21 protein-coding genes are annotated in these 20,100 nt (G+C 53.0%); 17 read left to right on the forward strand and 4 right to left on the reverse strand.

Annotated elements, in window-relative coordinates; genetic code table 11:
• The first annotated feature begins 45 nt into the window (after positions 1-45).
• Positions 46-1,962, forward strand: a complete 1,917-nt coding sequence (locus CIK78_RS09085) for an ATP-binding cassette domain-containing protein (protein WP_096279271.1) — start codon at positions 46-48, stop codon at positions 1,960-1,962.
• Between the two features lie 61 nt (positions 1,963-2,023).
• Here the strand turns inward: CIK78_RS09085 and CIK78_RS09090 are convergent, their stop codons facing one another.
• The gene (locus tag CIK78_RS09090; protein WP_096279273.1) at positions 2,024-2,476 is read right to left on the reverse strand and encodes a universal stress protein; all 453 of its coding nucleotides are present in this window, start codon (positions 2,474-2,476) and stop codon (positions 2,024-2,026) included.
• 153 nt (positions 2,477-2,629) lie between these two features.
• Between CIK78_RS09090 and CIK78_RS09095 the strand changes: the two genes are divergently transcribed.
• Positions 2,630-3,181, forward strand: a complete 552-nt coding sequence (locus CIK78_RS09095) for a preprotein translocase subunit YajC (RefSeq protein ID WP_096279275.1) — start codon at positions 2,630-2,632, stop codon at positions 3,179-3,181.
• Positions 3,182-3,207: 26 nt separating this feature from the next.
• Here the strand turns inward: CIK78_RS09095 and slyA are convergent, their stop codons facing one another.
• On the reverse strand, positions 3,208-3,702 hold the full coding sequence (slyA, locus tag CIK78_RS09100) for a transcriptional regulator SlyA (protein ID WP_096279277.1): 495 nt from the start codon (positions 3,700-3,702) through the stop codon (positions 3,208-3,210).
• A gap of 85 nt (positions 3,703-3,787) precedes the next feature.
• Entirely contained in the window at positions 3,788-4,933 is a 1,146-nt protein-coding gene (locus CIK78_RS09105; protein WP_096279279.1) for a DUF5924 family protein, read from the reverse strand.
• Positions 4,934-5,163: 230 nt separating this feature from the next.
• Here CIK78_RS09105 and fadB point away from each other — a divergent pair, with 230 nt between their 5' ends.
• The 15 genes from fadB (at position 5,164) to CIK78_RS09180 (ending at position 19,649) form a co-directional block, all read left to right on the forward strand.
• Complete coding sequence (fadB, locus tag CIK78_RS09110; protein ID WP_096279281.1) at positions 5,164-7,350, forward strand: fatty acid oxidation complex subunit alpha FadB; 2,187 nt, start codon at positions 5,164-5,166, stop codon at positions 7,348-7,350.
• A gap of 23 nt (positions 7,351-7,373) precedes the next feature.
• Positions 7,374-8,552: an acetyl-CoA C-acyltransferase FadA gene (fadA, locus tag CIK78_RS09115; RefSeq protein ID WP_096279283.1), complete on the forward strand. Its 1,179-nt coding sequence runs from the start codon at positions 7,374-7,376 to the stop codon at positions 8,550-8,552.
• Positions 8,553-8,672: 120 nt separating this feature from the next.
• Positions 8,673-9,074 carry an arsenate reductase (glutaredoxin) gene (gene arsC / locus CIK78_RS09120; RefSeq protein WP_096279285.1) on the forward strand — a complete coding sequence of 134 codons (402 nt, stop codon included), beginning with the start codon at positions 8,673-8,675 and terminating at the stop codon, positions 9,072-9,074.
• A gap of 111 nt (positions 9,075-9,185) precedes the next feature.
• Positions 9,186-10,496: an arsenic transporter gene (locus tag CIK78_RS09125; protein WP_096282333.1), complete on the forward strand. Its 1,311-nt coding sequence runs from the start codon at positions 9,186-9,188 to the stop codon at positions 10,494-10,496.
• Between the two features lie 91 nt (positions 10,497-10,587).
• Complete coding sequence (locus CIK78_RS09130) at positions 10,588-10,962, forward strand: DUF393 domain-containing protein (protein WP_096279287.1); 375 nt, start codon at positions 10,588-10,590, stop codon at positions 10,960-10,962.
• 23 nt (positions 10,963-10,985) lie between these two features.
• Positions 10,986-11,549 (forward strand): hypothetical protein, encoded by a 564-nt coding sequence (locus CIK78_RS09135; protein ID WP_096279289.1) that lies wholly within the window; start codon positions 10,986-10,988, stop codon positions 11,547-11,549.
• Positions 11,550-11,585: 36 nt separating this feature from the next.
• Positions 11,586-12,062: a YbhB/YbcL family Raf kinase inhibitor-like protein gene (locus CIK78_RS09140; protein ID WP_096279291.1), complete on the forward strand. Its 477-nt coding sequence runs from the start codon at positions 11,586-11,588 to the stop codon at positions 12,060-12,062.
• Positions 12,063-12,175: 113 nt separating this feature from the next.
• Positions 12,176-12,517 carry a zinc ribbon domain-containing protein YjdM gene (locus CIK78_RS09145; protein WP_096279293.1) on the forward strand — a complete coding sequence of 114 codons (342 nt, stop codon included), beginning with the start codon at positions 12,176-12,178 and terminating at the stop codon, positions 12,515-12,517.
• Between the two features lie 332 nt (positions 12,518-12,849).
• Positions 12,850-13,317, forward strand: coding sequence for an SUF system Fe-S cluster assembly regulator (locus CIK78_RS09150; protein ID WP_096279295.1), 468 nt, complete (start codon positions 12,850-12,852; stop codon positions 13,315-13,317).
• Positions 13,318-13,389: 72 nt separating this feature from the next.
• Positions 13,390-14,832 carry a Fe-S cluster assembly protein SufB gene (gene sufB / locus CIK78_RS09155; RefSeq protein ID WP_096279297.1) on the forward strand — a complete coding sequence of 481 codons (1,443 nt, stop codon included), beginning with the start codon at positions 13,390-13,392 and terminating at the stop codon, positions 14,830-14,832.
• A 73-nt stretch (positions 14,833-14,905) separates the two neighbouring features.
• Positions 14,906-15,655 carry a Fe-S cluster assembly ATPase SufC gene (sufC, locus tag CIK78_RS09160; protein WP_096279299.1) on the forward strand — a complete coding sequence of 250 codons (750 nt, stop codon included), beginning with the start codon at positions 14,906-14,908 and terminating at the stop codon, positions 15,653-15,655.
• The gene (gene sufD, locus CIK78_RS09165) at positions 15,652-16,992 is read left to right on the forward strand and encodes a Fe-S cluster assembly protein SufD (protein WP_096279301.1); all 1,341 of its coding nucleotides are present in this window, start codon (positions 15,652-15,654) and stop codon (positions 16,990-16,992) included. Before sufC ends, sufD begins: the two co-directional genes overlap by 4 nt.
• A gap of 52 nt (positions 16,993-17,044) precedes the next feature.
• Positions 17,045-18,304, forward strand: coding sequence for a cysteine desulfurase (locus CIK78_RS09170; RefSeq protein WP_096279303.1), 1,260 nt, complete (start codon positions 17,045-17,047; stop codon positions 18,302-18,304).
• A 22-nt stretch (positions 18,305-18,326) separates the two neighbouring features.
• Complete coding sequence (sufT, locus tag CIK78_RS09175; RefSeq protein WP_096279305.1) at positions 18,327-18,896, forward strand: putative Fe-S cluster assembly protein SufT; 570 nt, start codon at positions 18,327-18,329, stop codon at positions 18,894-18,896.
• 18 nt (positions 18,897-18,914) lie between these two features.
• Complete coding sequence (locus tag CIK78_RS09180) at positions 18,915-19,649, forward strand: ElyC/SanA/YdcF family protein (RefSeq protein ID WP_096279307.1); 735 nt, start codon at positions 18,915-18,917, stop codon at positions 19,647-19,649.
• Here the strand turns inward: CIK78_RS09180 and CIK78_RS09185 are convergent.
• Positions 19,646-20,092: a hypothetical protein gene (locus CIK78_RS09185; RefSeq protein ID WP_096279309.1), complete on the reverse strand. Its 447-nt coding sequence runs from the start codon at positions 20,090-20,092 to the stop codon at positions 19,646-19,648. The two genes, CIK78_RS09180 and CIK78_RS09185, sit on opposite strands and share 4 nt — an antisense overlap.
• Positions 20,093-20,100 lie beyond the last annotated feature (8 nt).

Genomic DNA, 20,100 nt, shown 5'->3' on the forward strand with positions numbered 1-20,100 from the left:
GCGCATGCGTTACACTGTGCGCCTTATGATTAAGGAGGACTCCGCGTGGCCCTGTTACGACTCGAACAGCTGCAACTCGCCTATGGCACCCATGTACTGCTCAATCGCGCCGATCTGACGGTTGAAAAAGGCGAACGCCTCGCGCTGGTCGGTCGCAATGGCACCGGCAAGTCCACCCTACTAAAACTGGTAGCGGGCGATATTTTACCCGACGATGGTTCCATCTGGCGTGCCCCCGGTCTCAAGATCGGTGTGCTTGCACAGGAGTTGCCGGAGTCATCCGGCCTCACTATTTTCGATATGGTCGCCCAAGGGTTGCCCGAAGCCGGTGAACTGCTCTCTGAGTATGATCATCTTATCAATGATCCTGACCCTGATATGGATCGCATGGCGACGCTGCAAACGCGCCTGGAAGCTATTGACGGCTGGTCGTATCACCAGCGTATTGATACCGTATTAACCCGTTTGGGCTTACCGCCTGAGGCGCAAATGAGCGCGCTTTCCGGTGGCTGGCGTCGGCGTGTGGCGCTTGCACGCGCGTTAGTCGCTGAGCCTGATTTGCTGCTGCTCGATGAGCCGACCAACCATCTGGACTTAGACACTATTGCTTGGTTAGAAGAACAGCTGCTGTCGTTTAATGGCGCCGTGCTGCTGATTACCCATGACCGGGCATTTTTATCTAAGTTGGCGACCAGTATTCTGGAGCTGGACCGTGGTCAACTGGGTCGTTACCCCGGTAAGTACGTCGAGTATCAAGCCCGTAAGCAGCACGAGCTTGAAGTTGAAGCGCGTGAAAATGCCGAGTTTGATAAAAAGTTAGCGCAAGAGGAAGTCTGGATTCGCCAGGGCGTCAAAGCACGGCGTACGCGCAATGAAGGTCGCGTGCGCGCTTTAGAAGCCATGCGCAATGAGCGCAGTCAGCGTCGTGAGCGCCAAGGCAATGCTAACCTGACGGTAGACCGTGGAGAGCGCACCGGCAAGCGCATCGTGGAGCTGAAAGGCGTCACTCAGCGGTTTGGCGATGACGTTGTGCTGCGTGGCATGAATCTCGAAATACTGCGTGGTGACCGAATCGGCTTCTTAGGGCGCAACGGGGCGGGTAAAACCACGCTGCTGAAAATATTGTTGGGCGAGCTTGAGCCCACCGAGGGCAGTGTTCAGATGGGCACCAATCTGAAGGTGGCCTATTTTGACCAGCTGCGCGCCGGGCTTGAACTGGACAAAACGGTTTACGACAACGTTGCTCAGGGCAGTGACCGGGTGAGCGTTGGTGGTAAAGATCGCCATGTGATGAGCTACCTTCAGGACTTCTTGTTCACGCCTGAGCGGGTACGCCAGCCGGTGAAAGCACTTTCCGGTGGTGAATCTAATCGACTTCTGCTCGCCAAGCTATTTACCCAGCCGGCCAACGTATTAGTGCTCGATGAGCCTACCAACGACCTCGACATGGAAACCCTTGAGCTGCTTGAAGAGCTGCTACTTGATTTCGATGGCACGCTGCTGCTGGTATCCCACGACCGAACCTTTATGGATAACGTTGTCACCAGCATGCTGGCCTTTGAAGGCGAGGGCGTGGTGCGTGAATATGTGGGCGGCTACACCGACTGGATTCGTCAGGGCGGTAAGCTGCCGCCGGCGCCTTGGGAAGGGGCAGCGCGGCAGCGTACTGAACCGACCTCAGAGGCGCCCAAAAAAGCGCCTGAAATCTCGGCGGCACCTGCCAAAAAAAGCGTCAAGCTCTCTTACAATTTGCAGCGTGAGTTAGATACGTTGCCCGCTGACATTGAACGTTTTGAGGGCGAGGTAGAAACGTTAGAAAATGCGATAGGTGACCCAGCGTTTTATCAGCAGGACGCCGACACCGTCGCAGCTAAGTTGCAGCAGCTCGAAGCCGTGCAAAAGCAGTTAGAAACAGCGATGGAGCGCTGGATGGAGCTGGAGGCAATGGCCGCAGGAGAGTAAGCCCGATAAATTAAAAGGCGCCTTATGGGCGCCTTTTTTGTTCTTGATAAAGCGGGCTCGATTACTCGTCGGTTTTCTCACCTTTCTTGCCGACGCGAACGGCTAAGACATCGCACTGGGCGCCATGAAGTACGCCGGTGGAGGTTGAACCCAGCAGCAGAGCAAAGCCATGGCGGCCGTGGGAGCCTACGACAATCAAATCCACGTTATGATCTTCGGCAAAGCGATGGATCTCGGTGTCGGGCATACCCACTACCACATGCTGATGGGTTTCAGGCACGTGAGGAGCGGCAATTTCAGCCAGGCGCTTTTTGGCATGCTCATCCAGCTGGTCTTGAATGCTGGTAAGGTCCATCGGGATATCGCCACCATAGGCAAAGCCAAGCGGTTCAAGCGTGTGCATGATGGATATTTTAGCCCGGTCATTACGCTCTGCAATGACGACGGCGCGCTCAAGAATTTTGTGCGAGTCTTTGGTTAGGTCAACGGCAACTAAAATGTGGTGATAGCTCATGGCGTATCTCCTTGGCAGTGGGTTACAAAGGTACTCTTTGTACGATGATGATGGCCTTTACTTTAGATGGCGTAGCGTTACTTAACAACGACCTATGTCATGGTTTTTTAGGTTAGCTTAGTCAGTGTGGCTTATGTTGAAGGAAATGTAGAGATGGAATGGTTAATTATTGTCGGTATTGTGATGTTTGTCATCGCGCCCGTGATGTGGTTGAAGCCCAGCCCGGAGCAAAAGCGTCACTCATTGCTTCGCTCGCAGATCACGCGTCAAGGCGTCACTATTAAGATGGAAAAGCCTCCGCTTCACCATTTTAAAGGCACGATGCCAGCTTATCGCTGGCACTATCCGCAAGACGATCCTGGGCCGGATTTTCTGCTGGTAAGAGACAGCAATGCAAGCGAAGCATTAGCGCCTTTCCATGCCGGTTGGCGCTGGCGAATAGCGCCGCTACGCCCGTTACCTGATAGCGCTACGGTGCATTTAAAAACGTTGCTGGAGCGCTTGCCACAGGATGCGCTGGTGGTGCAGTCGACCCAATATACGTTGACGCTATGGTGGTGGGAGTCACAAACGGCGGAACGATTTACGACTTATGTGCCGGTGTTTGAGCACTTAAGAGATGCGCTGCGTGGCTATGCGGATCGACCCATTACCAAGCCGCTCGGTTTTAAAGAGCAGCCTGGCAGTAGGGAGGCGAAGCCTTAGGACGCGGGCTTGTCTTGAAGAGTCTCTTATTGAGAGCTGTCGCCTTCAGTATCATTTTCTTCAGGGCAGTTTTCTTCAGAGCCATCCTGATCGCGCGCTTGTATCGCCAGTCCGTTTGACTCAATCAGGGTCAGCCACTCATCCAACTGCTGAAGATTTTCATCCGTTAGGCCTTGTAATATCTCTTTGCGGGCTTCTTTAGCAACGCTGTCAATTTTTTCAAGTAGTGGCATAGCGGCAGGCGTTAAATAGATACGCTTGCTGCGACGGTCATTGTCGCAGGCACGCCGCTCAACTAATCCTTGTTCTTCAAGCTGGCCCAGCGTGCGCACCAGTGAAGGTGCCTCCACGCCAATAACCCGAGCAAGATCACACTGGGGGTGTCCCTCTCCCAAGCGCCATAGGTGATAGAGCGTTACCCAGCGGGTTTGCGTTAAGCCCAGCGGGGCAAGTCGCCGATCTAGGATTGAGCGCCACAGATGTGGCAAACGGGCAAGGCGAAAACCAATAGATGAAGCCATAAGCAACTAGCTACCAATAAGTGTGTATAGGCGAATTGTCATAAGCTACGCCGCTGAATGCAAGGTGCTGAATCAATCAATCTGTTTATTCGTCCTTAGTATTGTTAGAACTTCCGGGCACAAAACGTCTTAGATTCAAGCCACTTAGACCGCTGGGGCGTATTTGTGCATCGGCTTTAGAGGCGGTTTGACTATCCTCTGAGACTTCAAAACGTATCAGACCAAGGCGCTGCCCGCTGCCTGTCATAATATCAACGCGCCAATCACCGGTAGGGTCATCGGGGAAGTTTTGCTTATGACTCCAAGCACGATAACCCTCTTCGCGCCCGCCGTTAATATTCAGCTTCACCACATCCATGGGCTGACCGTTGTGATGCCAAGCATGGGTAATGGTTTCACTTAATCCCCTTGGTGCGCGTATGGCCGTATAAACATAAAGCCCGTTTTCACTAATTGTCTGAGGCGTTAATGCTATTGAACCTTCGGGCAGTCGCTGTTCAATATTGAAAGAGGGCGACAGTGCACTGCTGGTCATCCATAAACTGGCAGGCGGTACCCATATGCGGCCTACCCAAGCGCCATAGGCCAGCACTAATGTTAGTGCAAAAAATAGGCACCAGCGTTGAAGCGAACGTCGCTTCAATAAATGCCAAAAACTAGGTAGCGCCACCACGATGGTAATGCTGAGTGCTAGCAGCAAGCTCTGACCGGTGGTCAGGTGCACCATGATAGGCAGTGTAACCAGCAGCACTAGAAACACGCACATAGCATGAAACATAAAGTAAAGGCTGCGCCAGCGTTCAGCTACTTTGAAATATAGCGGATCAATAATAGACAACAAGGCCATGCCGCCAACTAATACTGCAAACAGTGTTTGCCCGCTATTCCAAACCGTTGTGACTAAAATAAACGGCAGCGTAAAGAAAAGCGTTTCTTGGTGAATCATTTGCGCAATAAACGTCGCCACGCCCCGCGGTGGCGTCGGGTGACCCCGGTGAGATAGCCAGCGGCTGATCAATCCTTCTGATAGTAGCAGTGTCCAGGCGAACAGCAGCCCAAGCGCTAAGGCCGCGCCTAGCCACTGTTGACGATCGACTAGAAAAAAGCTTCCCAGGCCTGCGGCGAATGCCATTGGGGGCCATAACCAGCTCCAAGGCTTTATGCGTACGACTATACTTTCAATACGCCGCTGAGCCGAAGCAATGCGAGAAGGTGTGAGCAGTGTGCCCATACAAGGTAACCTGGATGATGAAAGATGTGTGATTCTAACAGTCTGCCGGGCTTGGCGCTGATCTACTGCGAATCTCGGCCTGGATGAATTGATTTATTAGCCGAAAGTCAGGGCTTGACGTGCTTAGGCATCTCAACCAAGCTAAGGCAATCAAACGGCCGTATGAAAGTCGTCTAAAAGTGTGGCGGGTTCTCTTTTCAGAGCCAGCCCGAAAAGCGGAGAGAACGCGGATGATCTACCAAGGCAATGCCATCACGGTGACACGTCGTGACACCCCTAGCGGTAATGATATCGCAATGCTCACTTTCGATTTGAAAGATGAGTCCGTCAATAAGCTTTCTAGCGCTGTTGTTGCAGAACTCGCTGACGCGGTGAAGGCTATTCAGGTTGAAAACAGCTTGAAAGGCTTGGTCATCGCCAGTGGTAAAGACGCGTTTATCGTAGGCGCCGATATCATCGAGTTTCATACGCTTTTCGATAAAGGCGAAGAATACCTCGTCGAGATGAACCTTAAGGTTCACGACATTTTTAACGCGATTGAAGACCTGCCTTTCCCGACAGTCACGGCGGTCAATGGGCTGGCGCTTGGCGGCGGTTGTGAGGTTCTGCTGACCACCGATTTTCGTGTGATGAGTGAAACTGCCAAGATCGGCCTTCCAGAAACCAAGCTAGGCATACTCCCCGGCTGGGGAGGCTGCGTTCGTTTGCCTCGCTTGATCGGCGCAGACAATGCCATTGAGTGGATTGCAGGTGGCACCGAAAACCGCGCCGATGCGGCACTTAAAGTAGGTGCTGTCGACGCGGTCGTCGCCGCAGAACAGTTAGAAGAGGCGGCGTTCGACATTCTAGACCGCGCTAATAGCGGCGAGCTGGATTACCAAGCGCGCCGTCTGGAAAAAACCAGCCCGCTGAAGCTTAATCCCATTGAGCAGATGATGGCGTTTGAAACCGCCAAGGGGTTTGTTGCCGGAAAAGCTGGGCCGCATTATCCCGCGCCGGTTGAAGCCATCAAAGTCATTCAGAAAGGCGCGGGTGAAGAGCGTGGCCGTGCCCAGGCAATTGAAGCCAAGGCATTCGCTAAGCTTGCGCTGAGCAGCGTGGCGTTCAATTTGGTGGGCCTATTCCTGAATGACCAAGTGGTTAAAAAGAAAGCCAGCCGTTATGAGAAACAGGCACAGCCAGTGAAACAAACGGCTGTGCTGGGTGCCGGTATTATGGGCGGCGGTATCGCTTACCAGAGTGCGTCTAAGGGCACGCCAATCCTGATGAAAGACATCAAGGATGAAGCGATTGAGCTTGGCTTGAAAGAAGCGCGCAAGCTATTTACCAAGCAGGTTGAGCGTAAAAAGCTTTCCACCGAGCAGATGGCTGAAAAGCTGAGCAATATTCGCCCAACGCTCTCCTATGGTGATTTTGGTAACGTTGATCTCGTTGTCGAAGCGGTGGTTGAAAACCCCAAGGTAAAAGGCGCGGTGCTAGCTGAAGTTGAAGATGCGGTGAGCGAAAACACCATTCTTACTTCTAATACATCAACGATTTCCATTAATCGATTGGCGGAGAATCTTAAGCGTCCAGAAAACTTCTGCGGTATGCACTTTTTTAACCCCGTTCACCGCATGCCGTTGGTGGAAGTAATTCGTGGTGAAAAGACGTCTGATGCCGCCGTTGCAGCAACCGTGGCCTATGCGCGTGCGATGGGGAAAACGCCGATCGTGGTTAACGACTGCCCCGGTTTCTTAGTTAACCGCGTACTGTTTCCGTATTTCGGCGGCTTTAGTTTCCTGGTCGAGCAGGGCGCTGACTTCCAGCATATTGATAAAGTGATGGAGAAGTTCGGCTGGCCTATGGGCCCCGCTTATTTGCTCGACGTGGTGGGCTTAGACACTGCCGTACACGCTAATGAGGTAATGGCGGAAGGTTTCCCTGATCGCATGGCGCGTGAGGGTAAAACCGCTATTCAGGTCATGTATGACAATGACCGCCTTGGTCAAAAGAACGACAAAGGTTTTTACGCTTACGAGGAAGACAAAAAAGGTAAGCCTAAGAAAGTAACCGATGAAGCCGCTTACGCTCTGATTAAAGAGGTGGTGAAAGAGCATAAAGAATTTTCTGACGAAGACATCATTGCGCGCATGATGGTGCCGCTGTGCTTGGAAACCGTGCGCTGTTTGGAAGATGGCATTGTAGCGACGCCAGCAGAAGCGGATATGGCGTTGATCTATGGCATCGGCTTCCCTCCCTTCCGCGGTGGTGCGCTGCGCTATATTGACGCGATGGGCGTAGCAGCGTTCGTCACATTGGCAGAAGGCTTAGCCGATGAGCTGGGGCCGCTGTACGCGCCCACCGACAAGCTGCGTCAGATGGCGAAAAACGGCGAGTTATTCTATTCCAGCGATAAGCAGGCCAACCAAGCCTAACCACCACGCATAGGAGATAAAAGATGAGTTTGAGTCCGAGAGATATTGTGGTGGTTGACGGTGTCCGTACCGCCATGGCAAAAGCCAAGCATGGTGCTTTTCGCAACGTTCGCGCTGAGAATCTATCCGCAGCGGCGATGCAGGCGCTGTTTACCCGCAACCCCAATCTAGATCCATCAGAAGTAGACGACGTGATCTGGGGCTGCGTGAACCAAACGCTTGAGCAGTCCATGAACATCGCTCGTAACGCGGCGATTATGACTGGCATACCCCGCTCGGTCCCCGCGCAGACGGTGAACCGTTTGTGTGGTTCTTCAATGACGGCCCTACACATTGCCGCTGCGAATATTAAAGCGGGCATGGGTGATTTCTTTATCATCGGCGGCGTTGAACACATGGAGCATGTGCCCATGGCACACGGCGTTGACGTGAACCCGGCGGCCAGTAAGTACGCGGCCAAAGCGGCCATGATGATGGGGTTAACCGCCGAACTGCTGGGCAAAATGCACGGCGTTTCGCGTGAAGAGCAGGATAAGTTTGGCGTGCGCTCTCATCAGCGCGCCCAGGCAGCGATGGAAAAGGGCTATTTTGATAATGAGATTATCGGCGTAGAAGGCCACGACCAGCGCGGCTTTAAAGTGATGGTGACGCGCGATGAAGTTATTCGTGGCGACTCGACCCTTGAATCTATGGCGAACCTGAAGCCTGTATTCGATCCGCGTAACGGCACCGTCACGGCGGGCACCTCATCGGCGTTGTCGGTCGGGGCTTCAGCGATGGCAGTCATGAGCTATGAGCGTGCACAGGCACTTGGTTTAACGCCCATCGCACGGGTGCTATCAACCGGTGTGGCTGGTTGTGATGCATCGATCATGGGCTATGGCCCGGTGCCCGCATCGAAGAAGGCGCTTAAAACAGCGGGTCTGTCGTCCGCGGATATTGAGACCGTTGAGCTTAACGAGGCATTTGCTGCTCAAGGCATCCCGGTACTGAAAGATTTAGGTTTCCTAGATGCGCTAGACGATAAGGTCAATCTTAACGGCGGCGCTATTGCGCTAGGGCATCCGCTGGGCTGCTCGGGGTCGCGTATCTGCACTACGCTACTTAACGTCATGCAGCAGCGCGATACGACGTTAGGCTTGGCGACCATGTGTATCGGCATGGGGCAGGGCGTTGCCACAGTGTTTGAACGCTTGAAGTAATCGATTGTATTTAAGTAATAAACGGCGCTTCTGAGTGCCGTTTTTTTTGCAAAAAAATGCCCATATACCTGTCTTCAAACTAACGTAAACTGTCAAAATTAAAGCCAGGAGTAAAAGGCGTTGAAAGCGACGATTTACCACAACCCAGCGTGCGGCACCTCCCGTAATGCGCTAGCAATGCTCGAAGCCTCAGGCGAGGCGCTCGAGGTGGTCGAGTATCTCAAGACCCCGCTTAGCCGTGAACGGCTAGTCGAGCTGATCTTGATGATGGCGATTGCCCCTCGAGAGCTGCTGCGCCGTAAGGAGCCCTTCTATGATGAGCTCAACCTTGATGATCTAGCGTTAAGCGATGATCAGCTGATAGATGCCATGATCGCGCACCCAATCTTGATCAATCGTCCGATTGTCGTTACGGACAAAGGCGCCCAGCTGTGTCGGCCTGCAGAGCGTGTACTCGATTTATTAGCCAACCAGGTGGCAATATCGACTAAAGAAGACGGTGGGATTATGCGCGTAGAGTAAAGGCACTTATGAATCGCTCAGCCTATCGTGTCGATGGTTGTTCGATACGCGCTGAAAGCGCAAAGCTTGCTCATCGGGCTAAACAAAGCACTCTCTGATCGAGGTCATTTCATGTTGGCGCTAGCCATTTTTGTCGTCACTCTAGTGTTAGTGATCTGGCAACCGAAAGGTTTAGGTATTGGTTGGAGCGCGCTGGGCGGTGCTTTAGTGGCGCTGTTAATGGGCGTCGTGCAGCTGGGGGATGTCGCGATAGTGTGGGGGATTGTCTGGGATGCTACCTTCACCTTTGTGGCATTAATCATCATTTCGCTGCTTCTAGACGAGGCGGGATTTTTTGCCTGGGCGGCGTTGCATGTTGCGCGCTGGGGCAATGGGCGAGGACATCTTCTCTTCCCGCTGGTCGTTATATTAGGCGCCATCATTGCAGCATTTTTCGCTAACGATGGCGCGGCCTTACTGCTAACTCCCATTGTGATCGCTATCTTGTTACGCCTTAACTTTGAGCCGCCTGCGGCATTCGCTTTCATTATCGCAACGGGGTTTGTCGCCGATACCACAAGCCTGCCGCTGGTGATCTCCAATCTTGTGAATATTGTCAGTGCCAACTACTTTGATATCAGCTTTGATCGTTATGCTGCGGTCATGGTACCGGTCAACCTAGTGTCGCTGGCGGCAACGCTGATCGTTCTCTGGATCGTATTTGGTCGCCGTATTTCTGTACGCTATAGTGTCGAAAATCTTGACGCGCCGGTTTCGGCCATCAAAGATCCCCTCGTATTTCGCGCAGCATTCCCATTGCTAGCGGTACTGCTTATTGCCTATTTTGTGACTGCCCCGTTAGGGATCCCAATCGCGTTTGTGACGGGAACAGGCGCCATTCTGTTGATGGCTATTGCCGGGCGTTGGTGGCAAGTAGGCCGAGGTGCCGTCGTTTCTGTAACGGGAGCACTACGCGGTGCCCCTTGGCAGATAGTGCTGTTCTCAATTGGGATGTATCTCGTTGTCTACGGGCTGGGTAGTGCAGGGCTGACGAATTATGGCGCTTTGGCGCTTGAATGGCTGGCGCAGCAGGGCGACTTTATCGCCACGTTAGGTACTGGCTTCCTTTCCGCCATTGTGGCCTCGGTAATGAACAATATGCCTTCGACACTAGTGGGCGCGCTGGCTATTGAGCAGGCGAAATTGCCAGCGGGAACTCAGGAGTTAATGATCTACGCTAACGTAATCGGTAATGATCTGGGGCCAAAATTCACCCCCATTGGTAGTCTCGCGACTCTGCTATGGCTACATGTGCTAGCGGGCAAGGGATACAAAATTGGTTGGGGCCAGTACATGAAAATTGGCTTATTGATTACGCCGCCAGTACTACTGGCGGCCTTGGTCGCCCTGGCTTTGTGGTTGCCGATATTGCCCGCCGCGTAAGCATATAGTGCTTACTATGGCGAGGCTGCTAGAGTGAAGACACTACTTAAATGTTTTAACATGGTGAGAGTCTTAACGCTGAGAGCTGATCATGCCTAGTAAGACATCTATCAACATTTTTTACGACGCGCAGTGCCCGCTTTGCCGTAAAGAGCGGCGCCGCTATGAGCGCTGGCTAGGGCACGAGGCGGATGATATCGACTGGCTTGATGTCAGCGAAAATGAGCAGGCGCTGCGAGATAAGGGCGTTGAGCCTGCCATGGCGCTGCGCTCGCTGCATATTGAAACGACGCAGGGCGAGCTGATAGAAGGTATTGATGCCTACCGAGTGCTAATGAGGCGTATTTCATTATTGGTGCCTGTCGCCTGGGTTCTTGGCCTACCAGGAATAAAACCGGGCGTTCGCGCACTTTACGATAGGTGGGTAAAACGCCGCCTACAAAAACAGGGCCGCTGGCCCACTTAAGCACTAGCATAGGATGCCTGGCAATGCAGCGAAGTTCGCTATGGATGTGGGCGGTAGGGATAGGGGGGAGTCTGTTGTTAGCAGGCTGTGCCGGCGGGCAACGTCCTGCACCTTCGCCCATTCAGCCTGACAGTGAGGCGCCGCTAACGGCCCCGCAGCCCATCCCGGTAACGGGCATGAATGCGATGCCCGTTACCGGGATGGCAAGTGACTGGGTGCCGCCTCTGTTTATTAGCCCAGAAGAGGAAGCATCCTATTACGTTAGCCGTTTAGCGGATAGGCGCTTTGTGACCAGCTACGGTGGCTATGATAATCGGCGGCCTTTTTATATTGCCGCCGAGCGTTTGGGCGAAATAGGCCTTCCAGCGATTCCTTTGCTGTTTACTCGTTTGAATACTGCCGACCAATATGAGCTGGCGCTGGCACTCTATGCTCTGCAACTCGCTACGCAGGATCCGCAGCTTATGGTCCGAACCAGTGGTGAATATATTCAGCTGGGAGTGGTGTTAGACCCGGCGTATAACGCTGACAACATTGCTATCGCCCAGCAGTGGTGGCAACGTCACGCGATGCAGCTTGATCGTTAACGCGCCACCATTATTAAGATAATTCAGGAGAGAACGATGGCCTTTGCACTTTCAACCATGCAGGTTACTAGCGTAGCTTTTGCTAATCACCAAGCGGTTCCTTCCAGATACTCCGGTGAAGGTGAAGATATTTCTCCTGCGCTAGCCTGGCAAGGTGCACCTGAAGGAACCAAAGGGTTTGCAGTGATATGCCATGATCCGGACGCTCCTTTGGTTAAAGAAGGCAGCTACGGCTTTATTCACTGGGTGCTCTATAACTTGCCTGGCGATATTCAAGAATTAACTGAGAACACGGCCGTGGGCACCTCGGGCGTGAATGATCGTGGTAATAGCAGCTACTGTGGTCCGATGCCGCCAGAAGGGCATGGCAAACATCTCTACTATTTCTGGGTGCTAGCGTTAGACCATCAAACGTCGCTTCCAGCAGGGCTGACCCAAGCTGAGTTGCTCAATGAGATAGAGCCGCACCTGCTGGGTATGAATCGCTTGGTAGGTACTTACCAGCGCGGTTGATTCGCTAGCGGCTGGACATTTTACGCAACCCGTGTAGGCTCCATCGCTTTCTGAACCCCTATATACGAGTGCTTGTACGCGTTCTCGTGTTTGTTGAGTGATGGAGTCGTCTGATGAGTGATCTTCCTAACTGTCCTGCCTGTGCCTCTGAATTTAGCTACGATGACGGGCTTCAATACGTGTGCCCAGAGTGCGGTCACGAGTGGTCAAAGGTAGCAGAAGAAGAGGGCGCTGATGACGCATCCGGCGTGCGTGATGCGAATGGCAATCCGTTGGTCGATGGCGATAGCGTAACGGTCATTAAGGATTTAAAGGTAAAAGGTAGCTCACTGGTCGTTAAAGTAGGCACCAAAGTCAAAAGCATCCGCCTGGTAGAGGGGGATCATGACATCGATTGTAAAATTGATGGCATCGGCCCGATGAAGTTGAAATCTGAGTTTGTCAAAAAAGCCTGAGCTCACTGCTACCAAGTATTATTAATAAAATAGTCCATTGATTTCAATGGGCTATTTTTTTATTCCCAAGCTCTCTGGTAGCCATGCGCAGCATTGCTGTCCGGTGGTTATATGCAAATTCCAGGGGGAGAGCACAATAAACCAATAGCTTTTTAAATGATAATGATTGTTGTTTTTGATGCTATCAGCGCCGAACGTGCTTATATTTCGCGCAAATTGCTAACCATTTTGCTCAAGGGCTTCACATCAAATTTATACAGGACTAAAATGGTCCTCAATTGACGTGGCGTTCATTTGATCGACTGCGTTTTATGTATATGAAGGGGAGTGACATGCTCAAGCTTTCTCGGCTGACAGACTATGCCGCTGTGGTGATGGCGCAAATTGCCCGTCACTCTCAGGCATCGCATGCAGCGGCAGAGTTAGCGGATGCTGTGCAGTTGCCACACCCGACTGTGAGCAAAACGCTCAAAATGCTGGTGCGCGCTGGCTTGCTTGTTTCCCAGCGAGGATCGCAAGGCGGCTATCGCCTAGCGCGACCGGCGTCGCAGATTAGCGCTGCTGACATTATTGCGGCCATTGAAGGCCCTGTCGCCATGACCGAATGCAGTCAGGCAGAAGGCGATTGCGAACTTGTGGCTACCTGCGGTGTGGCAGACAACTGGCAGCGAGTTTCACTGGCAATGCGAACGTTGCTAGAAAGCGTAACGCTCGCGCACCTGGCGGATACAGCGCCGATAAAACTGCCGGTGCAACTGCCTATTCAAACGATCAGCCTGTCGACAGCGTCGGCTTCCTAGCGACGTAAAACAGGCCTTACTCATTTTGACGGCGAGCCGAACTCGCCACCCAACTGCCCGGAGGGTATCACCATGGCAAGCGAAGAAATGGAACAGTTGGTTCGTCGCGAATACAAAGATGGTTTTGTAACGGATATTGAGAGCGACACCCTGCCACCTGGCCTTGATGAAAATACCATCGCCTTTATTTCGAATAAAAAGGGTGAGCCGGAATGGATGCTGGAGTGGCGTCTTGATGCCTATCGCCAGTGGTTGAAGATGAAAGCTCCTTCCTGGGCACATCTTGATTATCCGCCGATTGATTACCAGTCGATCTCCTATTTCAGTGCGCCAAAACGGCCTGAAGATGGCCCGCAAAGTTTGGATGAAGTAGATCCTAAACTGCTCGAAACCTATGAAAAGCTGGGTATTCCGCTGCATGAGCGCGCGGCCCTTGCTGGTGTTGCGGTAGACGCGGTGTTTGACTCCGTTTCTGTCACCACAACGTTTAAGAAAGAGCTTGGCGAAGCAGGCGTTATTTTCTGCTCGATTTCAGAGGCTATCCGCGACTATCCAGAGCTGATCAAGCAATACTTGGGTACGGTCGTTCCCGTGGCGGACAACTATTTTGCGGCGCTGAACTCCGCGGTGTTTACCGATGGCTCCTTTGTGTTTGTTCCTGAAGGCGTCACCTGCCCGATGGAGCTGTCTACCTACTTCCGTATTAACGCGGCCAACACCGGCCAGTTTGAGCGCACCCTGATTATTTGTGAAAGCCGCGCTCAAGTATCGTATTTAGAAGGTTGCACCGCGCCGATGCGCGATGAAAACCAGCTTCACGCGGCAGTCGTAGAGCTTGTTGCGCTGGATGATGCTTATATCAAATATTCCACCGTGCAGAACTGGTATCCCGGCGATGAAAATGGCGTAGGCGGTATTTATAACTTTGTCACTAAGCGCGGCGATTGCCGTGGCGATCGTTCACGGATTAGCTGGACACAGGTCGAGACCGGCTCAGCGATTACCTGGAAATATCCTTCCTGCATGCTTCGCGGTAAAGACAGTATCGGCGAGTTTTACTCCGTGGCGGTGACTAACGGTCGCCAGCAGGCGGATACCGGCACCAAGATGGTTCACATTGGCGAAGGCAGTCGTTCTTATATCGTCTCTAAAGGCATTTCGGCGGGTAAGAGCAATCAATCCTATCGTGGACTGGTTAAAATTGGGCCGCGTGCCAAAGGCGCGCGCAACTTTACCCAGTGTGATTCCTTGCTGATCGGTGATAAGTGCGGAGCACACACTTTTCCTTACCAGGAAATTGGCAACAGCACGGCGACCATTGAGCACGAAGCGACCACATCGAAAATTGGCGAAGATCAGCTGTTCTACTGCAAGAGCCGCGGTATTTCAGAAGAAGATGCGGTGAGCATGATCGTCAATGGTTTCTGTAAAGACGTTTTCCAAGAGCTGCCCATGGAGTTCGCTGTAGAAGCCGAAGCGCTGCTCAACGTGACCCTGGAAGGCGCGGTTGGCTAAGCAGTTCGCTGTTCATCCTATTTAATTTATCAGTGTCGCCGCGGCGGCTCGCCAGAATCAAAAGGTAATCAACATGTTGCAAGTGAAAGATTTACACGTCACCGTCGAAGACAAAGAAATTCTTAAAGGCCTTACCCTGACCATCAATGCGGGTGAAGTGCACGCTATCATGGGGCCGAACGGCGCGGGTAAATCGACACTGTCGGCAGTCATCGCCGGTAAAGACGGCTACGAAGTTACCCAGGGTACGATTACCTTTGAAGGCAAAGATGTGCTGGAAATGGAAATTGAGGAGCGTGCCCAAGCCGGCTTGCTGCTGGGTTTCCAATATCCGGTTGAGATTCCAGGGGTTAAAAATATCTACCTGCTGAAGTCTGCCCTGAATGCCCAGCGCGTCGCGCGCGGTGAAGGTGAAATGCCGGCACCTGAATTCATGAAGCTGGTGAAAGAGAAGCTAGGCTTTATGAAAATGGATGCAAGTTTCCTGCAGCGCGCCGTTAACGAAGGCTTTTCGGGCGGCGAGAAAAAGCGCAACGAGATCCTGCAAATGCTGGTGCTTCAGCCCAAACTTGCCATGCTGGATGAAATAGATTCAGGACTGGATATCGATGCGATGAAGGTTGTCGCCGACGGCGTCAATAGCCTGCGTGCTGCTGATCGCGCCATTTTGCTGGTCACGCATTATCAGCGCCTGCTGGATTACATCGTGCCAGACAAAGTTCACGTTTTGGTCGATGGTCGTATCGTGAAAACCGGCGACGCTGAGCTGGCCAAGCAGCTTGAGAGCAACGGCTATGAAGGTATCGAGGAGTCTGTGGCATGAGCGATACGCAAAACTTTTTAGATACGCTGAAGGCGCGTAGCTCTCGCTATAAGGCGGAGCCGACGTGGATTGCTGCTCGTCGCCAGGCCGGTGCTGCGCGCTTTGAAGCGCTCGGCTTTCCTACTCGCCGTGACGAGGAGTGGAAGTATACGGATGTACGCTCAATTGCACAGGGCAGCTTTGCGCTTGCCGATAATGCCGAGTTCTCCCAGGCTGCTGCCGCTGCGCTGACACTGCCGATTGATGCTTACCGCTTGACCTTCGTCGATGGTGTTTTTTCATCAGCGCTGTCGGATGTTGAATCACTGCCCTCAAGCGTTCAAGTGCTGCCGCTTTCTAGGGCGCTAGAGGAAAATCACGAAGCGGTAGGTGGCCCGCTTGGCCGTCTCACCGGCGTAGATTTTTCACCCTTTGCTGCGCTGAACACAGCGTTTATGGAAGAGGGCGCCGTGGTACGTATTGCGCCCGGAACGATCGTTGAGAAGCCGATTCTTCTGCAGTTCCTGTCCCGTGCAGGTAAGCCTATGATGAGCCATCCTCGTGTGCTGGTTACAGCCGGTGGCCGTAGCGAAGCGACGTTGATTGAGCACTATGCAGGTGAAAGTGACGCGGCTAACTTCACGAACGTGGTGGCCGAGCTCATGCTTGATCGGGGCGCGATACTGGCGCATTACAAGCTGCAAGAAGCGCCGCTGGGCGACCTGCATGTGGCGAGTATTCACGTCGAGCAGGCGCGCGATACGCGCTATACCTCTTACAACCTGAGCCTAGGCGGTGCGCTGGTGCGTAACGACCTCATCAGTGATCTGAATGGTGAAGGGGCAGAAACCAATTTCTATGGTTTGTTCTTTGGGCAGGGCCGTCAGCACGTCGATAACCACACCAAGGTTAACCATAATGCGCCGCTCACGTTCTCTAATGAGAACTACAAGGGTATTTTGGACGACCGCGCCCACGGCGTATTTAACGGCAAAGTGTATGTGAAGCGCGATAGCCAAAAAATTGAAGGCTTTCAGAGCAATAAAAACCTGCTGTTATCTGATCGTGCTCATGTTGATGCCAAGCCTGAGCTGGAGATCTACGCCGACGACGTTAAGTGCTCTCACGGCACCACCACGGGCCAGTTGGATGAAGATGCTATTTACGCACTGCGCACGCGTGGTATTGATGAAGCAACGGCCCGTGGACTGCTAACACTCGCGTTTGCTGGTGAAGTGCTGGACAAAGTTACCTTGGATGCGATTGCAGAGCGCGTTGAGCTAGCCGTTGCCGGTAAGCTACCAGAGCGCTTCAACCTTGCTGGGCTTGTTGAAGCAGCCGTCGCACTTAACGACTAGCTCAACCACTCGCTTAACCACCCGCTCTCAAGGGCTATACCAGGAGTGATTGATGCCACATACCGTTACTGAGCCTACGCGTGTGAAAGCGCCGTTTGATGTTATGCGACTGCGTCAGGATTTCCCGATCCTGGCGCGTGAGGTGCATGGCAAGCCGCTGATCTACCTGGATAACGCGGCGACGAGTCAGACGCCTCAGTCGGTGATTGACGTATTTAGCGATTACTACTCACGCTATAACGCCAATATTCACCGCGGGCTGCATACCCTGGCCGATGAGGCGACGGCGGCGTTTGAAGGCACTCGTCACCGGGTAAAGGAGTTTCTTAACGCGGAAGATGCGCGTCAGGTTATCTTTACTCGCGGCACGACCGAGGCGATCAATTTAGTCGTTCAAAGCTGGGGGCGTCAGCACCTTGCCTCTGGCGATGAAGTGCTGATCTCAATGTTGGAGCATCATTCTAATATTGTGCCCTGGCAGCTGTTGGCCGCTGAGATTGGTTTTACCATTAAGGTCATTCCCGTTGAAGCCAATGGCGCGCTGGATATGGCAGCCTACCGCGCACTGCTCAGTGAGCGCACCCAGCTTGTTGCGGTCAATCACGTGTCTAATGCGTTTGGGACCATTAATCCCGTGCAGGAAATGGCCGCATTAGCGCATCAGTATGGCGCGCTCATTTTAATTGACGGTGCCCAGGCAGCGCCTCATCAAGTCGTCGATGTGCAGGCGATCGATGCCGATTTCTATGCGTTTTCGGGCCACAAAGTCTATGGGCCAACTGGCGTAGGCGTATTGTACGGTAAGCAGGCGCTCCTGGAAGCCATGCCTCCTTGGCAGGGCGGTGGTGAGATGATTCAATCCGTCTCGTTTGATGCGGGTACCACCTTTGCCGCTATTCCGCATAAATTTGAAGCGGGTACGCCGGCTATTGCTGAAGTCATCGCCCTTGGCAAGGCGCTGGAGTGGGTTGAGAGCGTTGGCATCACGGCCATTGGCGCGTGGGAAGGGCGACTTCTCGATCACGCTACGCAAGCAGTTAGCTGTATCGATGGGCTGCGTATTTTAGGCACTGCGCCTCAAAAAGCCGGCGTGCTTTCGTTTGTAGTCGACGGCGCACACTCCCAAGATATTGGCCTGCTGATTGACCAGCTGGGTGTCGCTATTCGTACGGGGCATCACTGTGCGCAGCCGTTGCTCGCCCATTTTGGCGTTGACGCTACCTGTCGTGCATCATTTGCTGCGTATAATACGCTCGAAGAAGTGGATCACTTTATTGAAGCACTCAACCGTGTCATTGGTATGGTGCGTTAAGGCCAGTTCTTTAAGGATAGTTATGGATCTTGAGCAAGTCGCGAGTCTCGAACGAGGCCAACAGCTACCGCTACAGCGTGATGTGGATGCTATTGCCATACCGTTTGGTAAAACGGAAACGCTGGCCGAAGATAGCATTGTGAGCGTAATGCAAGCGAAAGGCAGCTCGGTGAGCGTCGGTTTTGAGGGGCGTCTCTATCTGGTCGAAGGGCGCAATTTAGACGCCTTAGGTCTTGAGGCATTGCCGCGCCCGACGCTGCCAGAAACAGCGTCTGAGGAAGAGATCGAGCAATTTGTGTGGGATCAGCTGCGCACCTGTTTCGACCCCGAAATTCCCGTTAATATCGTTGATTTAGGGCTGGTTTATGGATGCCGTATTGATCGGCTAATCAGTGGCGAACGCATTGCCACTATCCGCATGACGTTGACTGCTCCCGGCTGTGGTATGGGGGATGTGATTGCGGCAGACGCGAGAAATAAAATTCTTGGCGCACCGCAGATTAGCAAAGTGCACACTGAGATTGTCTTCAGCCCTCCTTGGAGCCGTGACATGATGAGTGACGAGGCCAAGCTTGAACTCGGCATGTTTTAATTTCGGCTGGGGCGCTGGATGTATAACGCGGTTTTGAAAGGGATTAAGCGCTTATTAATGTCGCTAGGAGCACTTTTGCTGCTGGCGGCGTTGCTGTTTATAGCCGGTAATTTATGGGTAGTCGCCACCACCGCCGCTTATATTGAGCAGCAGCCCTTGCAGTGCCGTGCCGACAAAGTGGGCATTGTGTTTGGTACGTCTCACTGGACGCGCAGCGGCGTGCGTAACCCTCATTTTCATGCGCGCATGCGCACCGCTGCCGCGTTAATTGAACAGTCTCAGGTTGAGCACCTGCTGTTGTCAGGTGATAATCGCACCAAGGCCTATAATGAGCCGCGAGCAATGTGGCGCGATCTTCATCGGCGCGGCGTCGCGGCCGAACGGCTTACCATGGATTTTGCAGGCTTTAGTACCTATGACACGCTGGCGCGTGCGCGAGATGTGTTTCAGTTAGATGAAGCGTTGTTGATTACCCAAAGCTGGCATCTACCGAGGGCCGTGTTTATTGGTCGTGCACTTGGGATGGATGTGGCTGGGTGTGTGGCCGATGATCCAACGGCAGGGGTTGAGTGGGGTTTGAAGGTGCGTGAGTGGGCGGCGCGTGTGGCCACCCTAGGAGATCTTTATATTTGGAACAGGCAGCCGTATTTTCTGGGATCGCCGGAGCCCATTAGATTGCCAAAGAGGACGCTAATAGACCTCATCGCGCCCTCGCTAGACAAGCGCTTAATTAGCCCTAGTCCCAAACCTTAGCGGTGCGTTTTCCGCTTTTGCAGCGCATACAACTCGCGAATCAGTTTACGACATCCTTGCATGGCCTCATCAACCACGGGTTCGATTGGGTCAGGTAGCGGATGGGTAAAGAGTGAGGAGAGCGCCTGCATCAATACTCGCTCTTGCTCTAATAGCTCATTGATCAATACCTGACTATCGTTGCCAACAAAGCTCTTCAGGCGGCTCCAGAGCCACAGAAAATCATCGCGTTCAACGTCCGCATCACGCGGCAGCATTTTTAAATGCGCACGGGCAAGATCCTGCAGTTTGCGCATTTGCTTTAGCCGCGCAGTATAGTGCGGCTTTAAAGCATCGCGCAGTGATGGGCGCAGGCGTTCGATATTATCTTGGAAATAATCAATGCTATCGGCCAGCGCTTCCAATACGCTGTCCATCGCCACTTGGCGATTATCGAGAAACATGAGCGTCT

This window comes from Halomonas sp. JB37 (assembly GCF_002332255.1).
GTDB lineage: Bacteria > Pseudomonadota > Gammaproteobacteria > Pseudomonadales > Halomonadaceae > Vreelandella > Vreelandella casei.